At 64.6% G+C, this 21,065-nt stretch carries 22 protein-coding genes; 16 read left to right on the forward strand and 6 right to left on the reverse strand.

From position 1 onward, the window contains the following. Positions 1–9: 9 nt before the first annotated feature. The 6 genes from thyX (at position 10) to CSW57_RS23275 (ending at position 8,608) form a co-directional block, all read left to right on the forward strand. Positions 10–762: an FAD-dependent thymidylate synthase gene (thyX, locus tag CSW57_RS23250; protein ID WP_062797859.1), complete on the forward strand. Its 753-nt coding sequence runs from the start codon at positions 10–12 to the stop codon at positions 760–762. 80 nt (positions 763–842) lie between these two features. Then, positions 843–1,748 carry a 4-hydroxy-tetrahydrodipicolinate synthase gene (gene dapA, locus CSW57_RS23255; protein WP_099384970.1) on the forward strand — a complete coding sequence of 302 codons (906 nt, stop codon included), beginning with the start codon at positions 843–845 and terminating at the stop codon, positions 1,746–1,748. Next, positions 1,745–3,754, forward strand: a complete 2,010-nt coding sequence (locus CSW57_RS23260) for a ribonuclease J (protein WP_099384971.1) — start codon at positions 1,745–1,747, stop codon at positions 3,752–3,754. Before dapA ends, CSW57_RS23260 begins: the two co-directional genes overlap by 4 nt. Positions 3,755–3,781: 27 nt before the next feature. Continuing rightward, positions 3,782–4,402, forward strand: coding sequence for a TIGR03085 family metal-binding protein (locus CSW57_RS23265; protein WP_099384972.1), 621 nt, complete (start codon positions 3,782–3,784; stop codon positions 4,400–4,402). A gap of 79 nt (positions 4,403–4,481) precedes the next feature. Further along, positions 4,482–7,301 carry an FtsK/SpoIIIE family DNA translocase gene (locus tag CSW57_RS23270; protein ID WP_099384973.1) on the forward strand — a complete coding sequence of 940 codons (2,820 nt, stop codon included), beginning with the start codon at positions 4,482–4,484 and terminating at the stop codon, positions 7,299–7,301. Between the two features lie 284 nt (positions 7,302–7,585). Further along, positions 7,586–8,608 (forward strand): TerC family protein, encoded by a 1,023-nt coding sequence (locus tag CSW57_RS23275; protein ID WP_099384974.1) that lies wholly within the window; start codon positions 7,586–7,588, stop codon positions 8,606–8,608. Here CSW57_RS23275 and CSW57_RS23280 read toward each other — a convergent pair. Both CSW57_RS23280 and CSW57_RS23285 read right to left on the reverse strand, forming a co-directional pair. After that, a complete protein-coding gene (locus CSW57_RS23280) occupies positions 8,580–8,864 on the reverse strand; it encodes a YciI family protein (RefSeq protein WP_099384975.1) in 285 nt (94 codons plus the stop codon). The two genes, CSW57_RS23275 and CSW57_RS23280, sit on opposite strands and share 29 nt — an antisense overlap. Before the next feature lie 11 nt (positions 8,865–8,875). Continuing rightward, positions 8,876–9,460: an amino-acid N-acetyltransferase gene (locus CSW57_RS23285; protein ID WP_099384976.1), complete on the reverse strand. Its 585-nt coding sequence runs from the start codon at positions 9,458–9,460 to the stop codon at positions 8,876–8,878. A gap of 147 nt (positions 9,461–9,607) precedes the next feature. Here CSW57_RS23285 and pgsA point away from each other — a divergent pair, with 147 nt between their 5' ends. The 8 genes from pgsA (at position 9,608) to CSW57_RS23325 (ending at position 15,372) form a co-directional block, all read left to right on the forward strand. Beyond that, complete coding sequence (gene pgsA / locus CSW57_RS23290; RefSeq protein WP_099384977.1) at positions 9,608–10,270, forward strand: CDP-diacylglycerol--glycerol-3-phosphate 3-phosphatidyltransferase; 663 nt, start codon at positions 9,608–9,610, stop codon at positions 10,268–10,270. Between the two features lie 274 nt (positions 10,271–10,544). Continuing rightward, complete coding sequence (locus CSW57_RS23300) at positions 10,545–10,874, forward strand: helix-turn-helix domain-containing protein (protein ID WP_099384979.1); 330 nt, start codon at positions 10,545–10,547, stop codon at positions 10,872–10,874. Positions 10,875–10,958: 84 nt separating this feature from the next. Then, on the forward strand, positions 10,959–11,762 hold the full coding sequence (gene pspA, locus CSW57_RS23305; RefSeq protein ID WP_023959686.1) for a phage shock protein PspA: 804 nt from the start codon (positions 10,959–10,961) through the stop codon (positions 11,760–11,762). Positions 11,763–11,873: 111 nt separating this feature from the next. Further along, complete coding sequence (locus tag CSW57_RS24575) at positions 11,874–12,047, forward strand: hypothetical protein (protein WP_189339415.1); 174 nt, start codon at positions 11,874–11,876, stop codon at positions 12,045–12,047. 21 nt (positions 12,048–12,068) lie between these two features. Continuing rightward, positions 12,069–13,232 carry a glycosyltransferase gene (locus CSW57_RS23310; RefSeq protein WP_099384980.1) on the forward strand — a complete coding sequence of 388 codons (1,164 nt, stop codon included), beginning with the start codon at positions 12,069–12,071 and terminating at the stop codon, positions 13,230–13,232. A 22-nt stretch (positions 13,233–13,254) separates the two neighbouring features. Next, positions 13,255–13,449 carry a DUF3046 domain-containing protein gene (locus tag CSW57_RS23315; protein WP_099384981.1) on the forward strand — a complete coding sequence of 65 codons (195 nt, stop codon included), beginning with the start codon at positions 13,255–13,257 and terminating at the stop codon, positions 13,447–13,449. A 239-nt stretch (positions 13,450–13,688) separates the two neighbouring features. Beyond that, a complete protein-coding gene (recA, locus tag CSW57_RS23320; protein WP_099385068.1) occupies positions 13,689–14,729 on the forward strand; it encodes a recombinase RecA in 1,041 nt (346 codons plus the stop codon). A 13-nt stretch (positions 14,730–14,742) separates the two neighbouring features. Then, positions 14,743–15,372 (forward strand): regulatory protein RecX, encoded by a 630-nt coding sequence (locus CSW57_RS23325; protein ID WP_223249465.1) that lies wholly within the window; start codon positions 14,743–14,745, stop codon positions 15,370–15,372. A gap of 3 nt (positions 15,373–15,375) precedes the next feature. On the opposite strand, the gene CSW57_RS23330 is transcribed toward CSW57_RS23325, so the two are convergent. From CSW57_RS23330 to CSW57_RS23345, 4 genes are read right to left on the reverse strand one after another with little or no spacing between them, the layout of a single operon-like run. Continuing rightward, the gene (locus CSW57_RS23330) at positions 15,376–16,242 is read right to left on the reverse strand and encodes an amino acid ABC transporter permease (RefSeq protein ID WP_099384983.1); all 867 of its coding nucleotides are present in this window, start codon (positions 16,240–16,242) and stop codon (positions 15,376–15,378) included. Next, positions 16,239–16,922: an amino acid ABC transporter permease gene (locus CSW57_RS23335; RefSeq protein ID WP_099385069.1), complete on the reverse strand. Its 684-nt coding sequence runs from the start codon at positions 16,920–16,922 to the stop codon at positions 16,239–16,241. The genes CSW57_RS23330 and CSW57_RS23335 overlap by 4 nt, the downstream gene beginning before the upstream one ends. After that, on the reverse strand, positions 16,919–17,932 hold the full coding sequence (locus tag CSW57_RS23340) for a glutamate ABC transporter substrate-binding protein (RefSeq protein WP_099384984.1): 1,014 nt from the start codon (positions 17,930–17,932) through the stop codon (positions 16,919–16,921). The genes CSW57_RS23335 and CSW57_RS23340 overlap by 4 nt, the downstream gene beginning before the upstream one ends. Before the next feature lie 26 nt (positions 17,933–17,958). Then, a complete protein-coding gene (locus tag CSW57_RS23345; RefSeq protein WP_143696609.1) occupies positions 17,959–18,687 on the reverse strand; it encodes an amino acid ABC transporter ATP-binding protein in 729 nt (242 codons plus the stop codon). A 214-nt stretch (positions 18,688–18,901) separates the two neighbouring features. Here CSW57_RS23345 and miaB point away from each other — a divergent pair, with 214 nt between their 5' ends. Beyond that, positions 18,902–20,425 carry a tRNA (N6-isopentenyl adenosine(37)-C2)-methylthiotransferase MiaB gene (gene miaB, locus CSW57_RS23350; protein ID WP_099385070.1) on the forward strand — a complete coding sequence of 508 codons (1,524 nt, stop codon included), beginning with the start codon at positions 18,902–18,904 and terminating at the stop codon, positions 20,423–20,425. Further along, a complete protein-coding gene (locus CSW57_RS23355) occupies positions 20,425–21,060 on the forward strand; it encodes an Rv2732c family membrane protein (protein WP_030163432.1) in 636 nt (211 codons plus the stop codon). Before miaB ends, CSW57_RS23355 begins: the two co-directional genes overlap by 1 nt. Positions 21,061–21,065: the final 5 nt, after the last annotated feature.

The raw sequence follows: 21,065 nt of genomic DNA on the forward strand, positions 1-21,065 counted from the left end.
AGGAATGCGGTGTCCGAACTGGTGCCATTGAAGGTGCAACTGGTGGCGAAGTCGTCGTTCGACCCGCCTACCGATGTGCCGTGGACCACAGATGCGGACGGGGGTGAAGCCCTCGTCGAGTTCGCCGGGCGCGCCTGTTACCAGAGTTGGGACAAGCCCAATCCGCGGACCGCGACCAACGCCGGATATCTGCGCCACATCCTCGAAGTCGGGCATCTCTCCCTGCTCGAACACGCCACGGTCACGTTCTACATCTCGGGGATCTCCCGGTCGTGCACCCACGAGCTGATCCGCCACCGGCACTTCTCCTATTCCCAGCTGTCGCAACGCTTTGTGCCCGAACACGATTCGAATGTCGTCTGCCCTCCCGCGATCCGGGGCGACGCCGAACTCGAAGCGCTGTTCGTCTCGGCCACCGATGCCAGCCGCGCGGCCTACGCCGAACTGCTGACGGCACTGGAAGAGAAGTTCTCCGATGTGCCCAACAACATCCTGCGGCGGAAGCAGGCCCGCCAGGCCGCGCGTGCGGTCCTGCCGAACGCCACGGAGACCAAGATCGTCGTCACCGGCAACTACCGCGCCTGGCGGCACTTCATCGGTATGCGGGCCACCGAGCACGCCGACGTGGAGATCCGCCAGCTGGCAATCGAATGCCTGCGCCAGCTGCTCGACATCGCCCCAACTGTGTTCGGGGACTTCGAAATCGGGCGGCTCTCCGACGGGTCGGAGGTGGCGACGTCCCCGTTCGTACTGGAGGGGTGAGAGTCGGGCCGGGACCGGCGGACCTCTGACGGCGCCGCGGATGCGGGATCGGCGCAGGGCCTCCGGTAACCTTAGCCACCATGACCACCGGTGAGACGCAACCGCAGAGTTTCCCTTTCGGGACTGTCAGTGTTGCCATGGTTACCCCGTTCACCGTCGATGGAAAGCTCGACCTGGACCGGGCCGGCGAACTCGCCGTGAAGCTCGTGGACGGCGGGTGTGATGGGCTGGTGGTCTCCGGGACCACCGGCGAATCGCCGACGACGACGCCCGCCGAGAAACTCGATCTGCTCAAGACCGTGCTCGCCGCGGTCGGTGACCGGGCCCGCATCGTGCAGGGTGCCGGTAGCTACGACACGCGCGAAAGCGTCTGGTTCGCGAAAGAGGCGGCAGCGCTCGGCGCGCACGGCCTCCTGGTGGTGACCCCGTACTACTCGAGGCCGCCGCAGACCGGTCTGCTCGCACACTTCACAGCGGTCGCCGATGCCACCGACCTGCCGGTGATGCTCTACGACATCCCGCCGCGCTCAGTGGTGCCGATCGAACACCGCACACTGCTCGAACTCTCACGCCACCCGAACATCGTCGGTGTCAAGGATGCCAAGGGTGATCTGAACTCGGCGGCGTCGCTGATGACCGACACCGGGCTCCAGTATCTGTCCGGTGAAGACGCGCTGAACCTGCCCTGGCTCTCGATCGGCGCGGCGGGGTACGTCAGCGTCATCGGACACCTTGTACCCGATCGGCTGCGCGACATGCTCGACGCGGTGAACAAAGGCGACCTGGTTCGTGCCCGCGAACTGAACGTGTCGATGATCCCGCTCGTCAATGCGATGGGCCGACTCGGCGGCGTCACGATGGTCAAGGCCGCACTGCGCATCCTCGGTCTGGATGTCGGAGACCCGAGGCTGCCGCAGGTGCCGGCCACCGGCCCCCAGATCGAAGCCCTGATTGCCGATCTGCGCGTGGCGAAGGTGCTGTCATGACCTCACAGTCCGGCGGTGGATCCGCCGAGCCAACCCGCCGCCGGGGACGAGTCATTCGAAAGGCCGGACCGCCGGCAGAGCCCCGTGTAGAGAAAATCGAGTCGAAACCCCCTGTGGCCAAAGCCCAAGAACCCGTGAACACCCCGCAATCCGCTCCTTCTGCCCCGAGGGAACAGTCGGCCGCCGCGACCAAGGCCCCGAAGGCCGCCGGTTCGAACACCTCTGGCAACAAGCGGTCCTCGCGAGACCGCAAGGGCGGCGGACGTAAGGCCGTCGCAGACAAGCGGTCCGAGCCGAAGATCGTCGATCCCACCGAGAAGCTCGGGGCTCCGCGACGGCTACCGGCCGGTGGCCTCCGGGTCGTAGCCCTCGGCGGCATCGGTGAAATCGGCAGGAACATGACCGTTTTCGAGTACGACGGTCGTCTGCTCATCGTCGACTGCGGTGTGCTCTTCCCCGAGGACGCCCAGCCAGGTGTCGACCTGATCCTCCCGGACTTCCGGTACATCGAAGACCGCATCGACGACGTCGAGGCGATCATCCTCACCCACGGCCACGAGGACCACATCGGTGCGGTCCCGTTCCTGTTGCGACTACGTCCGCAGATCCCTGTCATCGGGTCGAAGTTCACCCTCGCCCTGCTCGCTGCCAAGTGCCGCGAACATCGCCAGCGTCCGAAACTGGTCGAGGTCGTCGAGGGCGAGAAGACCACGCACGGGCCTTTCGAATGCGAATATTTCGCGGTCAATCACTCGATCCCCGATGCTCTCGCAGTGGCGATCCGGACCGGCGCAGGCGTTGTCCTGCACACCGGCGACATCAAGCTCGACCAGTTGCCGCTGGACGGCAGGCTCACCGACCTCGCCGGGTTCAGCCGCCTCGGCGACGAGGGCGTCGACCTGTTCCTGGTCGACTCGACCAACGCCGAGGTACCCGGGTTCGTCACACCGGAGCGCCAGATCGGTGGGGTACTCGACCAAGTGATCGGCAAGGCCCGTCAGCGCGTGATCGTCGCCTCGTTTGCCAGCCATGTGCACCGCATCCAGCAGGTCGTCGACGTGGCCCACACACATGGACGCCGGGTGACCTTCGTCGGACGCTCGATGGTTCGCAACATGCAGATCGCCCAGGAACTCGGCTACCTGCGGGTGCCCGACGGTGTGGTGGTCGATCTCGACACGGCCGCAACACTTCCCGATCACAAGCTGGTCCTCATCTCCACCGGATCGCAGGGCGAACCGCTGTCGGCACTGTCACGGATGGCTCGCGGTGAGCATCGGCAGATCAACATTCGCGCGGATGACCTGGTCGTCTTGGCGTCCTCGCTCATCCCGGGCAACGAGAACTCGGTATTCGCGGTGGTCAACGGCCTGGCGCGACGCGGGGCGACCGTGGTCACCCAACAGAGCGCGAAGGTCCACGTGTCGGGTCACGCATCGGCCGGTGAGCTGCTCTACCTCTACAACGCCGTCCGGCCCTCCAATGTGATGCCCGTGCACGGTGAGTGGCGGCATCTTCGCGCCAATGCGGCACTGGCGGTTGCCACCGGCGTCAAGCCGGAGGCCGTTGTCCTCGCCGAGGACGGTGTGGTGGTGGATCTGATCGATGGTCGCGCCCAGATCTCCGGCCGTGTCCCTGTGGGCTACGTCTACGTCGACGGACTCTCGGTGGGAGACGTGGGGGAGTCGACGCTCTCGGAGCGTTTGGTGCTCGGCGAGGGCGGCTTCATCGCGATCGCCGTGGTGATCGACGCGGACACCGGCAGGGCGATCAATCCGGCCGAGGTTTCCGGACGAGGATTCTCGGATGATCCGACCGCACTGAAAGAGGCTGGCGACCTCGTCGATCAGGCGTTGGCGCAGATGGCGGTCGAACGCGTCACGGACACTCATCGGATCGCCCAGACGATCCGTCGTGTGGTGGGTCGCTGGGTCGCCGACAAGTACCGGCGGCGCCCCATGATCGTGCCGACCGTGATGACCGTCAGCGAGTCTTCGGCGGACTGACGACGCCGCACCTCTTAGGGTGTGTGCATGACCATTGCCCGAGATGAACGCGCCGCGCTGGTGTCGACCCTGCGCAGTGTCGGCCCCGATGCCCCGACGCTGTGCGAAGGGTGGACCACCCGAGACCTGACCGCTCACATGATCGTCCGCGAGTACCGGCTCGATGCGATGCCGGGCATCCTCGTCCCGGCATTGGCGGGCCGGACCCAATCGGCCCAGGACCAGGCCGCGCGCGACGACTGGGACGCGATGCTCGCCAAGTTCGCGGCGGGTCCTCCGCTGTACTCGCCGCTCAAGCTGGTGGACCGCTTCGCCAACGTGACCGAGATGTTCGTCCATCACGAGGACGTCCGGCGTGCGGGCGGACCCTGGGAACCGAGAGACCTCGACCCGGCCACCGAGAAAGCGATTCGGGTACCGCTCAAGGCGATGGGGAAGCGCGCGATCGCGAAGTCGCCCGCCACCGTCGAGATGATCACCACCGACGGACAGAAAGTGGCGACCGGCGGCCGGGGACCGCAGGTCACGGTGACCGGTGATCCCCTCGAACTGCTCATGTTCGCGTTCGGGCGTCACGAGACACTGGTCGAATACGCTGGCGACGCCGATGCTGTTGCTGCGGTCAAATCAGCCAAACGCGGACTCTAGCGTTTCGATTTCAACACATAGCCCGATACGCGTGTTGCAGATGAGGTAGCTGTGACAGTTGCCGACTAGGCTGTCAGCCATGGCAACCAAGTCCACCGCCCGTCGTTCCGGTGCGTCGGGTCGTAGTCCCGCGCGCTCCGGCGCCGCCCCGGCCAAGAAGGCCGGTGCCACCAAGGCTGCACCCCGAAAGGCTTCTCCCAAGAAGGGGTCGTCGGCGAGCGCCGGAAGCCGCAAGACGCCGGCGAAGAAGGCTGCGAGCCGGCCGTCCACCCGCACGTCGGCTGGGGCGAAGCGCGCCTCCACCGCGCGTTCCGGCGCAACATCGCGTGCTTCGGCCCGCCCGCGCAAGTCTGTGGTGAAGTCCGTTGGCAGCGGCGTCGGCGCCGGGTGGGGTCTGCTCGCCAAGGGTGTCGGCGCGATGGCGCGCGCGGGCTCACGCAGTGGCGATCCCGACTATGACGAGCGCGTGTACGGAGCCGACGACGGATGGGACGAGGGCGGCGACGCGGACGGAACGTTCTCTCCGCGACCTGAGCACCCGCACACCCAGGGACGTGACGGCGTTGCGCTCGTGATGATCGCGCTGTCGATCGTCGTGGTCGCGTCGGTGTGGTTCAGCGCGGGCGGCCCGGTGGGTGCTTTCGTGGACTCGGCGACTCGCGCGCTGATCGGGTCGGCTGCGGTACTTCTCCCGATCGTTCTCTTGGTGGGCGGTTTCATCCTGATGCGTCACGGACCCGATCCCTCGGGTCGCGCTCGGCGCATCGGGGCAGGCCTGCTCATCGCGTTGCCCATCGTCGGGCTGTGGCACATCTTTGCCGGTGCACCCACGGATTTCTCCGAGCGACAGCACGCCGGCGGATTCTTCGGAATGGCCGCAGGTGGTCCGCTGACCGACGGTCTGACGGCCTGGTTGTCGGTGCCGATCCTCCTGCTGTGCCTGGCCTTCGGGCTCTTGCTCCTGTCCGGACTCACGGTGCGTGAACTGGTCGACGTCACCCGTGCCTACCTCGGGCTGGGTGACGACGACCACTGGGACGACGAGGACGTGGACGACGACGAAGACGGTGGTTACGCCGACACAGCCTTCGGCGATCCGTACGACAACTACCCGCCCGACGACAACGCGACCCGGGCGACCGAGGCTCTGCGACGTCCGGCGCGTCGGCGTCAGTCCACTGCGGTGACGGCGGGGGAGGCACTGACCGAACCCATCATCGAAGACGAGCCGACGCCTGCTGCCGTGACCGAGGCACTGAGCGCGCCGCCGGTCGGCGCCCAGCCGGTCCGCAAGCGCGCGGTGCCCAAACCTGCGCCGAAACCGGTGCGGCCCGAGCCCGAGCCCGAACCTGATCTCGACTCCGGCAGCGGTCACGATGCACTGGTCGTGGACAAGGCCGTGGAAGGCGACTACCGGCTTCCGCCGGCGAGCCTGCTGATAGAGGGTGACCCGCCCAAGCTCGGCAGCGCGGCCAACGACGAGATGATCGACCGCATCTCGGCGGTCCTGGAACAGTTCAAGATCGACGCGGCCGTCACGGGGTTCACCCGGGGCCCGACGGTCACGCGGTACGAGGTGGAACTCGGACCAGGTGTGAAGGTGGAGAAGATCACCGCCTTGCAGCGCAACATCTCGTACGCTGCGGCAACCGACAACGTGCGGCTGCTGGCACCCATCCCGGGTAAGTCCGCGGTGGGGATCGAGGTCCCCAACAGTGACCGCGAGATGGTGCGGCTCGCCGACGTCCTGACCGCCGGGTCGACGCGCAAGGACAAGCACCCGCTGGTCATCGGTCTGGGTAAGGACATCGAAGGTGACTTCGTCACCGCCAACCTCGCGAAGATGCCTCACTTGCTCGTCGCCGGTTCCACCGGTTCCGGTAAGTCGAGCTTCGTCAACTCGATGCTGGTCTCGCTGTTGACACGGGCCACTCCCGACGAGGTACGGATGATCCTCATCGACCCCAAGATGGTCGAGCTCACCCCTTACGAGGGCATCCCGCACCTGATCACCCCGATCATCACGCAGCCGAAGAAAGCTGCCGCGGCACTCGCGTGGCTCGTGGAGGAGATGGAGCAGCGCTACCAGGACATGAAGTCCTCGCGCGTTCGTCACATCGACGACTTCAACAGCAAGGTGCGCTCGGGGGAGATCTCCACACCGCTGGGATCGGAGCGGGTCTACAAGCCGTATCCGTACATCCTCGCCATCGTGGACGAGCTCGCCGATTTGATGATGACCGCTCCGCGTGATGTGGAGGACGCCATCGTCCGGATCACCCAGAAGGCGCGTGCCGCCGGTATCCACCTCGTGCTGGCCACGCAGCGGCCGTCCGTCGACGTGGTGACCGGTCTGATCAAGACCAACGTCCCGTCGCGGCTGGCGTTCGCCACGTCGTCGCTCACCGATTCCCGGGTCATCCTGGATCAACCGGGCGCCGAGAAGCTGATCGGTATGGGCGACGGGCTCTTCCTCCCGATGGGCGCGAGCAAACCCGTCCGTATGCAGGGCGCATTCATCACCGACGAAGAGATCCAGGCCGTCGTCGACTTCGCCAAGGACCAGAGCGAACCGGATTACACCGAGGGTGTGACAGCGCAGAAGGTCTCGGACAAGAAGGACATCGACTCCGATATCGGCGGCGATCTCGACGACCTGCTGCAGGCGATCGAACTGGTCGTGTCCAGTCAGTTCGGCTCGACGTCCATGCTGCAACGCAAGTTGCGCGTCGGATTCGCCAAGGCCGGACGGCTGATGGATCTGATGGAGACCAGGGGAGTGGTCGGACCCTCCGAGGGTTCGAAGGCACGAGATGTGCTCGTCAAACCCGAGGACCTGGCCGGGGTGATCGCGTCGATCACCGGCGGCGGTGACACGTCGGACGACGGGGACGACTAGCCATACCCGGTTCGTCGCGGTGCCCGTCTTGTCCGTGTTGTCAAAGTCTCACCAGCGAAAAAGTCTGACCGGGTGATGTCGCGGGCGTCGCAGCGCATCTGCGCTGTGACCACCGGAACATCCTCTGCTGCAGGAGAATCCCGGGCTCAACCGTTCACGCCTCGGGTTGGGTCCACACTTACATCGCGATGAGCGGAGTAAGCGGCGGTATTCGGGTGGCCGTGGCCGGTTCGATCCTTCGGTAAAGTGGTCTTTACTTTTCCGAAACTGCTGCTGGAGGCTGCGTGGACGTATCACCACTCGTGTGGATTATCACCTGTCTGGTGATCCTGGGACTCTTCATATTCGACTTCTTCGCCCACGTGAGAACCCCACACGCTCCCTCGTTGAAGGAATCCGGCTCCTGGTCGGCCGTTTACATCACGCTCGCCCTGATCTTCGGTGGCTTCGTGTGGTGGAAATGGGGTGGTACCTCGGGCACCGAGTACTACGCCGGATTCATCACGGAGAAGGCATTGTCGGTCGACAACCTCTTCGTTTTCGTCATCATCATGGCGAAGTTCGCAGTACCGCGTGAATACCAGCAGAAGGTTCTGCTCCTGGGCATCGTGATGGCCCTGGTGATGCGCGGTGCTTTCATCGCAGTCGGTGCGGCCGCCATCAATGCCTACTCGTGGGTCTTCTATCTCTTCGGTGCATTCCTCATCTACACCGCGGTGAAGCTGTTGCGTGAGTCCGGCCATGAGGAAGAGGTCGAAGAGGAACGGGAAAGTCGTATCCAGCGCTTCGTGAAGAAGGCGCTGAGGACCACCGAAAACTACGACCGCGACAAGCTGTTCACCAAGGAGAACGGCAAGCGCCTCGCGACCCCGATGCTCATGGTCCTGATCGTCATCGGGTTCACCGACGTGCTGTTCGCCCTGGATTCGATCCCGGCCATCTACGGCCTCACGGAGGAGCCGTACATCGTCTTCACCGCCAACGCCTTTGCACTGATGGGTCTACGCCAGCTGTACTTCCTGCTCGGCGGCCTGCTCGACAAGCTGGTTTTCCTGTCGTTCGGCTTGTCGTTCATCCTCGGCTTCATCGGCATCAAGCTTGTGTTGCACGCCCTGCACGAGAACACACTGTCGTTCATCAACGGCGGCGAACACATCAAGGTGCCGGAGATCTCGACACCGCTGTCGCTCGGCGTGATCGTCGGAACCCTCGTGATCACGACCATCGCCAGCCTGGCGAAGACACGATTCGACGAGGGACGCGCCGACAAACAGGCGGTCAGTCAGAAAACGGACCAAAAACACTGACCCACTTGTTGATCCGGACCTCACCGACGTAGCCGGCAACCGCGAACGGGTCGGCGGCCAAGATGTCCTTGGCCGCCTGCTCGTCGGCGCAGTCGAGCAGGATCAGCGCGCCGCTTCCATCGGCGTACGGCCCGGCCATCCGCACAACACCTTCGCTGTTCAGCTCCGACAGCCAGGCGCGGTGGTCGGGCCGAGTGGTGTCGCGCCCGTCGGCGGACTCGACGGGGTAGGTGTATTCGACGCTGAACAGCGGCATTGATCGACCTTTCAGAGGTTGGCGAGCATTCGGGTGTTGCCGAGTGTGTTGGGTTTGACGTAACTGAGGTCCAGGAACTCCGCGACGCCGGCGTCGTAGGACCGGCACATCTCCTCGTACACCTCGGCGGTCACCGGTGTGCCGGCGATCTCGGAGAAGCCGTGTTTGGCGAAGAAGCTTGTCTCGAAGGTGAGGACGAACACCCGGGAAAGCTGCAACTCGCGGGCCATGCCCATCAGTCGGCTGACGATCTGATGGCCGATTCCGCGCCCCGCGTAGGACTTGTCGACCGCCACGGTGCGGACCTCACCGAGGTCTGCCCACAAGACGTGGAGTGCGCCGCAGCCGACCACCGTGGCATCGATCTCGGCGACCCAGAACTCCTGGACAGCCTCGTAAAGGGTCACGAGATTCTTCTCGAGCAAAATCCGTCCGGCGTACTGATCGATGAGTTCTTTGATGCGGGGTACGTCAGATGTGCGGGCACGGCGCACACTCACGTCGCCTCGCGAAACGGGGGAATCGTGGTGACCGGCTAGGTCGGCCGGTCCAGATGTCGCGGCATGCTCGTGTGCCGAGCTGTCGTGAGGTGCCATGGATGAACAGTAATACGCGGACACACCGGGGCCGGTGGGCCGCCGTCCGGACCGGGCCGATACCCACGGCCCTGGGTGGCGGGGCCTCCGCCTATCCTGTGGTCGTGGGCATTGGGCAATTCTTATCACCGGAACCAGGTGCAGCCCGTGGCTGATCGTTTACGACGGCAGGTGAACGAGCCGGAGCCCGACCCGATCTCCGATCCGGTCAGCACTGATGTGCCCGTGTTGAACCTTGCCAACGTGCTGACGATGTTCCGCATCGTTCTCGTGCCGGTGTTCGTCGTGGTCCTGTTCATCGACGACGGTGACAACCCGTGGTGGCGGACGATGGCGTGGGGCGTGTTCGCCCTCGCCGCCGTGACGGATCACTACGACGGTCGGATCGCCCGTCAACGGGGCCTGATCACGGACTTCGGCAAGCTGGCCGACCCGATCGCGGACAAGGCGCTGATCGGTTCGGCACTGATCGGGTTGTCTGTGCTTGGTGACCTCCCGTGGTGGGTCACCATCGTCATCCTCGCCAGGGAACTGGGCATCACCGTGCTTCGTTTCTGGGTGCTGCAACATGGCGTGATCCCGGCGAGCCGGGGCGGAAAGCTCAAGACGCTGCTCCAGGCCATCGCGATCGGACTGTTCATCCTGCCGCTGCCCGGGCCGCTGCACTGGCTTGCGATTGCCGTCATGGCTGCCGCGCTGGTGGCGACCGTCGTCACCGGGGTGGACTATGTCTGGCAGGCGCTGGCGAAGCGGGCACAGCGTCGCCGTGACGCAGCTGCCGCGCGCCGGACCGACCGAACCGGTAGGTGAACCGCGGGTTCGTCATCGAGCCGGCGGATGGGTGCATCTCGCTGATCACCCCGGGGCTCGGCCGATCGTCGATTTGGCCGGGCGGGAATGGCTCGTTCGGCATCGGGGTTCTACCGGTGTCGCTACGCGGCGATCGTCGGGATCTTCGTCTAGTCTCGACCACACGGTCGACGGACGAAGCGCTCGGGAGGATCTGCTGCACAGCGCTCGGCGGTTCGGGAACGGATTCGGCCCGTGCGGCGTTGGACTGACTGACGTGTTGAGGAGGACTCATATGGCACTGCTCCTGCGGGAAGCACTCGGTGGCAGCCTACGGCGGGTCCGGATGGATCAAGGCCGTACGTTGCGTGAGGTATCAACCAGTGCCCGGGTCAGCCTGGGTTATCTGTCGGAAGTCGAACGCGGCCAGAAGGAAGCGTCGAGCGAACTGCTCGCTGCCATCTGCGATGCGCTGGAAGTGGAGATCGCCGACGTGTTGCTCGATGTCCGCGATACCCTCCGCACCGGCCCCGACCAGCCCACGACCCCGCCCACGCACACGACGATCGCCACCGAGACCAAGGTGGTCATCCCGCAGCCGGCATCGGCTCTGGCGGCTGCGTGATCGGTGTCTTGTGCCGCCGGGCCGGGCCAGACGATAGATTAGATCGAGACTGCTCGGATTCGGACTTCAAGACAAGGCGGGGCAATGGCTAACCCATTCGTGAAGGCGTGGAAATACTTGATGGCGTTCGGCAACGCCAAGATCGACGAGAACGCCGACCCGAAGATTCAGATCCAGCAGGCGATCGAGGACGCGCAGCGTCAGCACCAGGCGTTGTCGCAGCAGGCTGCGGCGGTCATCGGCAACCAGCGCCAGTTGGAGATGAAGCTGAACCGTCAGCTCGAGGACATCGAACGCCTGCAGGCCAACACCCGTCAGGCGTTGACGCTGGCCGACAAGGCCGCTGCTTCCGGGGACGCTGCCAAGGCGACCGAATACACCAACGCCGCAGAGGCTTTCGCTGCGCAGCTGGTCACCGCGGAACAGAGCGTCGAGGACCTCAAGGCGCTGCACGATCAGTCGCTGCAGGCGGCTGAACAGGCGAAGCGCGCAGTGGAGCAGAACTCGATGACGCTGCAGCAGAAACTCTCCGAGCGCACAAAGCTGCTCAGTCAGCTCGAGCAGGCCAAGATGCAAGAGCAGGTCTCGGCATCGCTCAACCAGATGAGTGAACTCTCCGCCCCCGGCAACACGCCGAGCCTCGATCAGGTGCGGGACAAGATCGAGCGGCGCTACGCGAATGCATTGGGATCGGCCGAGTTGTCGCGCAACTCGGTTCAGGGCCGGATGCTCGAAGTGCAGCAGGCCAGCGTGCAGATGGCAGGACACTCACGACTCGAGCAGATCCGCGCGTCCATGGCGGGCGAATCACTGGCTGCGGGAGACTCGGCCGCGACGCCGGCCGTCGACCAGGCGAAGACGAACATCGAGAAGCCGCAAGCCAACTGACGTCTCCGGAGTCAGGGTAGTCCCTGAACTTCCCCCCATCTTGGTTGTTTTCGACTGACATCGGGACCGAGCACTGGCACCGTTGAGGTCACTCGGACGACAGGAGATGTCATGTGGTGGAAAGTTCTTCTTGCGATACTCGTGGTGTGGCTGGCCTTCGGGCTGATCATGGCCGTGGTGAAGGGTCTGCTCACGGTGCTCGTGGTCGGGCTCGTCGTGATCGGGATCGTCGCGGTGATCAAGTGGGCAGCTTCTGACAAGAGAACGACCAAGATCGGTTCGTGACCGGCGGTACGGGGGACACGCTTGCGGGCAGCACTGGTGGCAGGCTCTGACGCCGGTCACGCCTTTCCGGTGTTCGCGTTGGCGGAGTTGTTGCAAGACAACAACATCGAAGCCGTGGTGTACACAGGTTCGCAGTGGATCGAGAAGGCTACCGCTCGCGGCCTCGACGTCCGAGAGCTACCTGGTCTGACGGCGTCGGCTGCCGACGACGATGCTGATGCGGGCGACAAACTCAGTGCACGCGCGGCGCGGATGAGCCTGCAACTGGCGCCGGTGCTCGCCGAACTCAAGCCCGATCTGGTGGTCGGCGATGTCATCACCGTGTGTGGCGGCTGGGCCGCCGAGACGATCGGTGCCCCATGGGTGGAACTGTCTCCCCATCCGCTGTACCAACCCTCGGTGGGGCTTCCCCCTGTCGGCAGTGGCCTGGAACCGGGTACGGGCCTGGTCGGCAGGGTGCGTGATGGGCTGATGCGCGCGGCCACCGGCCGATCCATTCGAGTCGGACAACAACAGCGTGCGGCCGCCCGGGTGGGCATCGGACTCGATCCCGCGCAGCCACATCCGGGAGCGCGGCTGATCGCCACCCTGCCGGCGCTGGAGGTGCCCCGCCCGGACTGGCCCGACGGCGCCGAGGTGGTCGGCCCCCTGCTGTGGGAACCCACCGACGCCGTCTTCGCACTTCCCCCCGGTGACGCCCCGTTGGTTGTCATCGCACCGTCCACCGCGGTGACCGGTTCGGCAGGCCTGGTGGAGGCGGCGCTGGCTGCGCTCGACCCGCGTGTACTGGGACGCCCGGTGCGGGCGGTGGTCTCGGGGCTCGATCCCGAGGTGGGTGATCTACCGTCGTGGGCCGTGGCCGGACACGGCAGGCAAGACGAGCTCCTTCACGACGCATCGCTCGTCATCTGCGGTGGAGGACACGGAATGCTGGCGAAGTCCATGCTGGCCGGCGTACCTCAGGTGCTCGTTCCCGGCGGCGGAGATCAGTGGGAACTGGCCCAGCGTGCCTGCCGATGGGGCAGTGCCGCGGTGGTCAGGCCCACCACCGTCGAGTCGCTGGCCGCGGCGTGCCGAAAGGTGCTGGACAGCAAGTCATTCACCGAAGCCGCCCAACGCGGCGCCCGCACCGGTGCCGACGTTGTCGACCCGGTGGCGGTATGTGTCGGTGCAGCGCGGTCCTAATGGTTTCGCTACGCTCGGTCACGTGCGATTGACCGAATTCTCCGAACTCGTCAGCACCGAGTTCGGGTCCACCACTGCGAATTCGATGCTTGTCGACCACGTCCTCACCGACCTCGGTGGCCGGACGGCTGCCGAAGCGCTTGATGCCGGCGTCGATCCCAGAGATGTGTGGACAGCGCTGTGCCGGGACTTCGACGTCCCGCGGGAACGCTGGTAGCAGTACTTCATCTGCCCCGGCGTGTCGGATGTCTGGGTGGTTGACTCGAACAACTGTTCGCCTAGAGTGGGTGGTGTTCGACGCGAGGACGGGAACGTCGAGATCCGGGATTGTCAGAGGGCTGATCTAGCGTGACGTCAGTGCGCAAAGAGATGCCGAATACGCGAAAGAAAGCCCGATCCCGCCAGACCGGCGGCACCACCACCGCCGACAACTCGGCGCAAACACTAGGGGAAACCATGGCAGCCCAACCAGACCGCGAAAAGGCCCTCGACCTGGCATTGGCCCAGATCGACAAGAACTACGGCAAGGGCTCGGTGATGCGTCTCGGCGAGAACGCCCGCCAGCCGATCGCCACCATCCCAACCGGCTCGATCGCGCTTGATGTCGCACTCGGCATCGGAGGTCTCCCGCGAGGCCGCGTCGTCGAGATCTACGGGCCGGAATCGTCGGGTAAGACCACCGTTGCGCTGCACGCGGTCGCCAACGCACAGGCCGCCGGTGGCATCGCGGCGTTCATCGACGCAGAGCACGCCCTCGACCCCGACTACGCACAGCGACTGGGAGTCGACACCGACGCGTTGCTGGTGTCACAGCCGGACACCGGTGAGCAGGCACTCGAGATCGCTGACATGTTGATCCGGTCGGGTGCTCTCGACATCCTGGTCATCGACTCGGTCGCGGCGCTCGTGCCGCGTGCGGAGATCGAGGGCGAGATGGGCGACAGCCACGTCGGTCTGCAGGCGCGATTGATGAGCCAGGCACTGCGGAAGATGACCGGTGCCATGAGCAATTCGGGCACCACCGCGATCTTCATCAACCAGCTGCGCGAGAAGATCGGCGTGATGTTCGGGTCTCCCGAGACCACCACCGGTGGTAAGGCGCTGAAGTTCTACGCGTCGGTCCGTCTGGATGTGCGCCGGATCGAGACTCTCAAGGACGGTACCGAGGCAGTCGGTAACCGCACTCGGGTCAAGGTCGTCAAGAACAAGGTCGCGCCTCCGTTCAAGCAGGCCGAGTTCGACATCCTGTACGGGCAGGGCATCAGCAAAGAGGGTTCGCTGATCGACATGGGCGTGCTGCACGGCTTCGTCCGCAAGTCCGGCTCCTGGTTCACCTACGAAGGTGAACAGCTGGGCCAGGGCAAGGAGAACGCTCGTAAGTTCTTGCTCGAGAACACCGAGGTGCGTGACGAAATCGAAAAGAAGATCAAGGAAAAGCTCGGGATCGGCGCTGTCCTGACCGAGGATGCCGTCGCGCCGGCACCGGTCGAGTTCTAGGACGCCGATTCAGGTGAACAGGCCTGCGGGAGAGGACGTCCACGAGAGCACCGCCGAGCTGCGGTCCGCGATCGCAGACATTCTCTCCCGCAGTTCTGTTCCGGTCGATTCGTCTGCGACGCCGCCTGCTCCAGAGAGTTCCGGCGGCCACACCAATACCACCGCATCGGCGTATGACGCCGCGTTACGGCTGCTCGGCGTCCGCGCACGAAGTCAGGCAGAACTGCGCAAGCGGTTGCACGACAAGGACTTTCCGCCCACCGAAATCGAGTCCGTGATGACTCGGCTCACGGCGGCCGGTCTGCTGGACGATGTCGATTTCGCCGAACAATGGGTGCATTCCCGGCACCGCCACAGCGGCAAAGGACGCACTGCTTTACGGCACGAGCTGCGGCAGAAGGGTGTCGCCGACACCGTGATCGAGCACGCACTCGATCAGGTCGACGATGACGCAGAGCGCGAACGGGCAGCCGACCTGTTGCGCCGCAAGACGTCTCGCCTGACGGTCGATGACATCACTGATCGGGCCCAGCGGGACAAACACGTTCGGCGACTGGTCGCGATGCTGGCCAGACGCGGGTACGCCCCGTCCCTGGCCATGAGCCTGGTGCATGAGGAACTGAACCAGCTCACTGCCGAGTGAAGATCAGACAGCAGCGGCCTGTTCGTCCACTTTCACATCTGCGACCGCTCCGCGACTCTTGCCCTCCCTCAATCTCCGCTCGATGACGGTGGCCAACGTAGACAGCCCGAAGTTCAACAGGATCATCACGGCGGCGACCACCACGAGGGCCGGTAGATAGTTGCCGTAGAACGATGCCGACTGGATGCCGGAACGGACCACCTCGACATAACCGATCGCGTACCCGAGGGCGCTGTCCTTCAGTGCGATGACCATCTGCGATATCAGTGCAGGCAACATGGCAGTCACCGCCTGCGGAAGCAAGACCAGTCGCATGGTCTGTGATTTGCGCAGGCCGAGTGAGTTCGCCGCCTCGAGCTGGCCGCTCGGTAGCGATGTGATGCCTGCCCGCAGGATCTCTGCGATGACAGAGCCGTTGTACAGCGTCAGTCCGGTCACCACAGCAGCGAACGCCAGGTCCTCGGCTGGGAAGACGGCGTATTCGGCGAACAGGTAGTAGGCGAAGATCATAAGGATGAGCACGGGAATGGCCCGGAAGAACTCGACCACCGCTCCGCTGAGTCCGCGTATCGCACGGTGATCGGACAGTCGGCCGATGCCGAGAACCGCGCCGAGCAGCAGAGCCAGCACGATCGACAGAACCGCAGCGGAGAGTGTTCCCCACAAACCGGGCAGCAGGTAGGTGGTCCACGTGTCCGGTTCCAGGAACGGCTTCCACTTCTCGCTGGTGAGCTGTCCATTGCCGGCCAGTGCCACGATCACGTAGATCGCGATGGCGAGCAGCACCACCGCGAATCCGACGGCGATGAGCTGGTTGCGACGGCGTGCCCTGGGCCCCGGGGCGTCGTAGAGAACTGTTGCACTGCTCATCGTTTGACCGCCAGACGCTTTGCGAAGAAACCGAAGACATATCCCTCGGTGAGAGTGATCACCATGAACCCGATGGCGATGATGACGAAGATCCCCACCACCTGATCGGCGTGATTCTCGATCTGTTCTTTCATCAGCAACGAGGCCTCGGCCACGCCGATCGCCGAAGCGATCGTGGTGTTCTTGGTCAGCGCGATCAGCACACTGCCCATCGGACCGATCACCGATCTGACCGCCTGGGGCAGCACGATGATGCCGAACACCTTGCTGAACGGCAGGCCGAGCGAGCGAGCCGCCTCGGCCTGTCCGAGTGGCACGGTGTTGAACCCCGACCGCAGCGTCTCGCATACGAACGTGGACGTGTAGAGCACAAAGGCCAGGACGGCGAGCCAGAAATTGTTGTTGGTGATGAACTCGTCGTTCTCCTGGGCCAGCTTCAGCCCGAGGTTTTGGTACAGGCCGACCGAGGCGAAGATGACGATGAGCGTCAGCGGAGTGTTCCGGACGATGTTGACGTACCAGGTTCCGAACACCCGCATGACGGGGACAGGAGAGACCCGCATGCCGGCCAGAACGGTGCCCCAGATGAGGGATCCGATGGCGGAGTAGAAGGTGAGCTTGAGCGTGACCCAGTAGGCAGGCCACAGCTGCGGTCCGATGTCGGACCAGAGTTCACTCATGACAGCTCCGCCGGGCATGGGGTGGATGTCGACTCGAGGAAGCCGAGATCTCCTGGCACGGGGGTGAACTGGTATTTGGAATCGGGACCCTGCGCACGTTCGATCATCGAATCGACTTCGCTGTCGCCGATCTCGTCGCGCAAGGCGATCTCCCAGGCCGACTCGCCGCCGTCGGCAGGCTTTGCCAGCATCGACTCGAGTGCCTCATTCACCGCCGTCACGGAATCGGGATAGTCCTTGGGCATCCCGATGCCATACCGCTCGGTCGAGAACGGGGTGCCGGCCTTCTTGAGCGATTTCTTCCCGCTCGAGGTCACACACGCATCCTTGGGGTACGTCATGTCGACGATCTTGAACTCATCGGGGAAGAAGTCGGAGAACCCGGCAAGGATGGCCTCGTCGGTGGTGAGGGCGTCAACCTTGTTGCGGCGCAGAGCCTCCACACAGGACGAGTACGAGTCGTACTCCTGCAGCTGGATCTTCGGCAATTGGTTCTTCACGTTCTGGGCCGATGTGGAGCCTGTCACCGAACACAGCTTCTTGCCCTTGTTCAGATCCGTGAGCGTGGTGATGCTGTCGTCGTCCTCACGGACCAGCAAACCCTGGTAGTTGATCAGATAGGGGCCGGCGAAACTCACCTTCTTCGATCGCGCCGCGTTGATCGAGTAGGTGGCGGCGATCATGTCGACCTCACCGTTGTCGATGAGCGTCTCGCGTTGCGCCGACGGGGTTTCCCGCCACGTGATCTTCGGCTTCTTCCATCCGTTGTTCTGCGCGATGGTGTTGACCACGTACTCGGACACCGCGACATCGAATCCGGTGAACGACTTGTCGGGGTGCCGCAGACCCAGGCCGGGCTGATCGAACTTGGTGCCGAGGATGACCGAGCCGCTCTCGATCGATTCGATGAGGTTGCGCGGGCTGGTGTTACCGCATGCGGAGAGTGTCGTGCAGAGCACCACGATGGCCAGGGCCGGTAGCAGGATCCAGTGTTTCGAGTTCGCGCGCATGGTGCGCGCCCTCGTTGCCGCCGTTCTCAATGGCCGAGGATCTTGCCAAGGAAGTCACGGGCGCGCCCGGACTCGGGCCGGGTGAAGAACGACTCGGGATCGGTGTCCTCCACGATGGCGCCATCAGCCATGAAGACCACTCGGTCGGCCGCCTTGCGGGCAAATCCCATCTCGTGGGTGACGACCAGCATCGTCATGCCCTCTTTCGCGAGTGAGACCATCACGTCGAGGACCTCGTTGACCATTTCCGGGTCCAGAGCGGATGTCGGCTCATCGAACAGCATGACCTTGGGATCCATCGCCAGTGATCGTGCGATCGCAACGCGTTGCTGCTGCCCGCCGGAAAGTTGCGCCGGGTACTTGTCCTTCTGGCTCGCGATGCCGACTCGCTCCAGCAATTCCATCCCGCGCTTGTTCGCCGCAGCCTTGTCCTTGCCACGCACCTTGATCGGTGCCAGCGTCACATTGTCGAGAATTGTCTTGTGCGCGAACAGGTTGAACGATTGGAAGACCATTCCGACGTCGGCGCGCAGGGCGGCGAGCGCCTTGCCTTCGGCGGGCAACAACTTGCCGTCGATACGAATCTCGCCGCTGTCGATCGGCTCGAGCCGGTTGATCGTGCGGCACAGGGTGGACTTGCCCGATCCCGACGGACCGAGGATGACCACGACCTGGCCGGCGGGCACCTCGAGGTCGATGTCCTTGAGCACGTGGAGGTCGTCGAAGTGCTTCTGCACGTCGCGCAGAGCGATCATCGGTGGGGCGGTCTGTGTGGCGGCCGGCCCGTCGGGGTGAGGCGCGGACGAGCCCGCTCGAGGTGCTGTCATAACTGTCGACCTTAAGGTGCCGGTGTCGGCGGGCAGCGGGGGACTGGGAACATCGCCGGCTGGAGGGGTGGATCGCTGCAGCTCAGCCGCCAATTTCACCTGGTCTGATGGGCCAAGTACCCTGGTAGGAGTGACAATCTCGATGACGGATCCGCAGACCGGGCACCCCGACACCCTGGGGCGCTCCTACCAGGTCCGCACCTACGGCTGTCAGATGAATGTCCACGACTCCGAACGTATTTCCGGTCTCCTCGAAGAAGCCGGTTATGTCCGCGCATCCGACGATGGGGATGCCGACCTGGTGGTCTTCAACACCTGCGCTGTGCGGGAGAACGCCGACAACAAGCTGTACGGCAACCTCTCGCATCTGGCACCGGTCAAGGCGAGTCGTCCCGGAATGCAGATCGCTGTCGGCGGCTGTCTTGCCCAGAAGGATCGCGGCACCGTCCTCGAGAAGGCCCCGTGGGTCGACGTCGTGTTCGGAACACACAACCTCGGATCTCTGCCGGTGCTGCTCGAACGCGCTCGCCACAATGCGCAGGCCCAGGTCGAGATCATCGATGCACTGGAGGCCTTTCCGTCCACCTTGCCCGCCAAACGCGAGTCCGCGTATTCGGGGTGGGTGTCGATCTCGGTCGGTTGCAACAACACCTGCACGTTCTGCATCGTTCCGGCTCTTCGCGGCAAGGAGGTCGATCGCCGGCCCGGAGACGTCCTCGCCGAGGTGCAGGCGCTGGTGAACGAAGGAGTTGTCGAGGTCACCTTGCTCGGCCAGAACGTGAACGCCTACGGGATGTCGTTCGCCGATCCGGATCTGGGACGTGATCGGGGAGCATTCGCCGCGCTGCTGCGTGCCTGCGGTGACATCGACGGTCTCGAACGTGTGCGGTTCACGTCGCCGCACCCCGCAGAATTCACCGACGACGTGATCGAGGCGATGGCGCAGACCCCGAACGTCTGTCCCCAACTTCACATGCCGTTGCAGTCAGGTTCTGACCAGATCCTCAAGGCGATGCGCCGCAGCTACCGCAGCACCAAGTTCCTCGGAATCATCGAGCGGGTGCGGGCGGCGATGCCGCACGCATCCATCACCACCGACATCATCGTCGGATTCCCCGGTGAGACCGAAGAGGATTTCCAGGCGACCCTCGACGTGGTCGCCGCGGCCAGATTCACCAGCGCGTACACCTTCCAGTACTCGCCCAGGCCGGGGACACCGGCGGCCGACATGGCCGACCAGGTACCCAAACATGTGGTGAGTGAGCGCTACATGCGGCTGACCGACCTGCAGGACCGGATCTGCCTGGAGGAGAACCAGAAGCTCATCGGGGCGCCGGTGGAGGTTCTGGTGACCGCCGACGGCCGGAAAGATCAGGGCCGGATGACCGGCCGTGCGCGCGACGGCCGGCTCGTCCATTTCGTCACCGAGGGCGACACCATCCGCCCGGGCGATCTGGTGGACACGGTCGTGACCGGTGCGGCACCGCACTATCTGCTGGCCGATGACGGTATCCGCGGCCATCGGCGCACCCGGGCCGGCGACGCGCACGCGGCCGGTACCACCCCCCAAACCCCGCCGATCGGAGTCGGACTCGGTCTGCCGCCGATCGGGAAGCCTGTCGAAGCGCCGGTTGAATCTGCCTGTGGCGCAGGATGCGAGCTCTGATGACCGAGAAGAACAACGGACCGGACCCAGCGGGTTTCGATCAGTTCAAGGGCGATCTGCGCAAAGCCGAACGCAAGGTCGCAGGCGAGATCGACCCCGGGGCCCGCGCCGTGGTGGTGGCGGTTGCGGTGCTGGTGGCAATCCTGTCCTTCGTGCTCCCCCACACCGGGTCCGTGACCGGCATCGACGTGATCACGTTCAGCTCGGACGCGGCGGCCGAGCGGGTGACCATCACCTCGCGCGTGTTCGTGGTCTTGCAGCTGGTCTTCGGGATCGGCTTCTCGGCGCTCGCGCTGCTCACCCGCCGGTGGGTCTTCGCCTGGATCGCCCTGTGTGGCAGTGCGGTGTCTTGTTTCGCCGGTCTGCTGGCGTGGTGGTCGCGCAACACTCCGGGAGTGTCCGGAGAGGAGCCGCCCAGCGGCGTCGGCATCGGCTTGATCATCGGATGGGTGGCGATGTTCGTGATCACCTTCCACTGGTCGCGCGTGGTGTGGGCCCGTACCAACTATCAGTTGGCTCTCGAGGCGCAGCGTCGCGACGAGGCTGCGGCCGAGGAAGAGCGGGCGCTCGCGCTCCAGCGGCGAACATCCGAACGCCGGCGTGAAAGCCGTCGCTCAGAGGGCGACGACCTCTAGCAAGC

The sequence above is a fragment of the Williamsia muralis genome (assembly GCF_002735905.1).
Taxonomy (GTDB): Bacteria; Actinomycetota; Actinomycetes; order Mycobacteriales; family Mycobacteriaceae; genus Williamsia; species Williamsia muralis_A.

What these genes read in the sequence shown, in the direction of transcription:
- miaB (WP_099385070.1), top strand. Translation starts at nt 18,902, where the DNA reads ATGACGGATCCGCAGACCGGGCACCCCGACACCCTGGGGCGCTCCTAC.
- CSW57_RS23265 (WP_099384972.1), top strand. Translation starts at nt 3,782, where the DNA reads ATGACCATTGCCCGAGATGAACGCGCCGCGCTGGTGTCGACCCTGCGC.
- CSW57_RS23345 (WP_143696609.1), bottom strand. Translation starts at nt 18,687, where the DNA reads ATGATCGCTCTGCGCGACGTGCAGAAGCACTTCGACGACCTCCACGTG.
- pspA (WP_023959686.1), top strand. Translation starts at nt 10,959, where the DNA reads ATGGCTAACCCATTCGTGAAGGCGTGGAAATACTTGATGGCGTTCGGC.
- CSW57_RS24575 (WP_189339415.1), top strand. Translation starts at nt 11,874, where the DNA reads ATGTGGTGGAAAGTTCTTCTTGCGATACTCGTGGTGTGGCTGGCCTTC.
- CSW57_RS23340 (WP_099384984.1), bottom strand. Translation starts at nt 17,932, where the DNA reads ATGCGCGCGAACTCGAAACACTGGATCCTGCTACCGGCCCTGGCCATC.
- CSW57_RS23280 (WP_099384975.1), bottom strand. Translation starts at nt 8,864, where the DNA reads ATGCCGCTGTTCAGCGTCGAATACACCTACCCCGTCGAGTCCGCCGAC.
- CSW57_RS23285 (WP_099384976.1), bottom strand. Translation starts at nt 9,460, where the DNA reads ATGGCACCTCACGACAGCTCGGCACACGAGCATGCCGCGACATCTGGA.
- recA (WP_099385068.1), top strand. Translation starts at nt 13,689, where the DNA reads ATGGCAGCCCAACCAGACCGCGAAAAGGCCCTCGACCTGGCATTGGCC.
- dapA (WP_099384970.1), top strand. Translation starts at nt 843, where the DNA reads ATGACCACCGGTGAGACGCAACCGCAGAGTTTCCCTTTCGGGACTGTC.
- CSW57_RS23260 (WP_099384971.1), top strand. Translation starts at nt 1,745, where the DNA reads ATGACCTCACAGTCCGGCGGTGGATCCGCCGAGCCAACCCGCCGCCGG.
- CSW57_RS23300 (WP_099384979.1), top strand. Translation starts at nt 10,545, where the DNA reads ATGGCACTGCTCCTGCGGGAAGCACTCGGTGGCAGCCTACGGCGGGTC.
- CSW57_RS23330 (WP_099384983.1), bottom strand. Translation starts at nt 16,242, where the DNA reads ATGAGCAGTGCAACAGTTCTCTACGACGCCCCGGGGCCCAGGGCACGC.
- CSW57_RS23270 (WP_099384973.1), top strand. Translation starts at nt 4,482, where the DNA reads ATGGCAACCAAGTCCACCGCCCGTCGTTCCGGTGCGTCGGGTCGTAGT.
- CSW57_RS23335 (WP_099385069.1), bottom strand. Translation starts at nt 16,922, where the DNA reads ATGAGTGAACTCTGGTCCGACATCGGACCGCAGCTGTGGCCTGCCTAC.
- CSW57_RS23355 (WP_030163432.1), top strand. Translation starts at nt 20,425, where the DNA reads ATGACCGAGAAGAACAACGGACCGGACCCAGCGGGTTTCGATCAGTTC.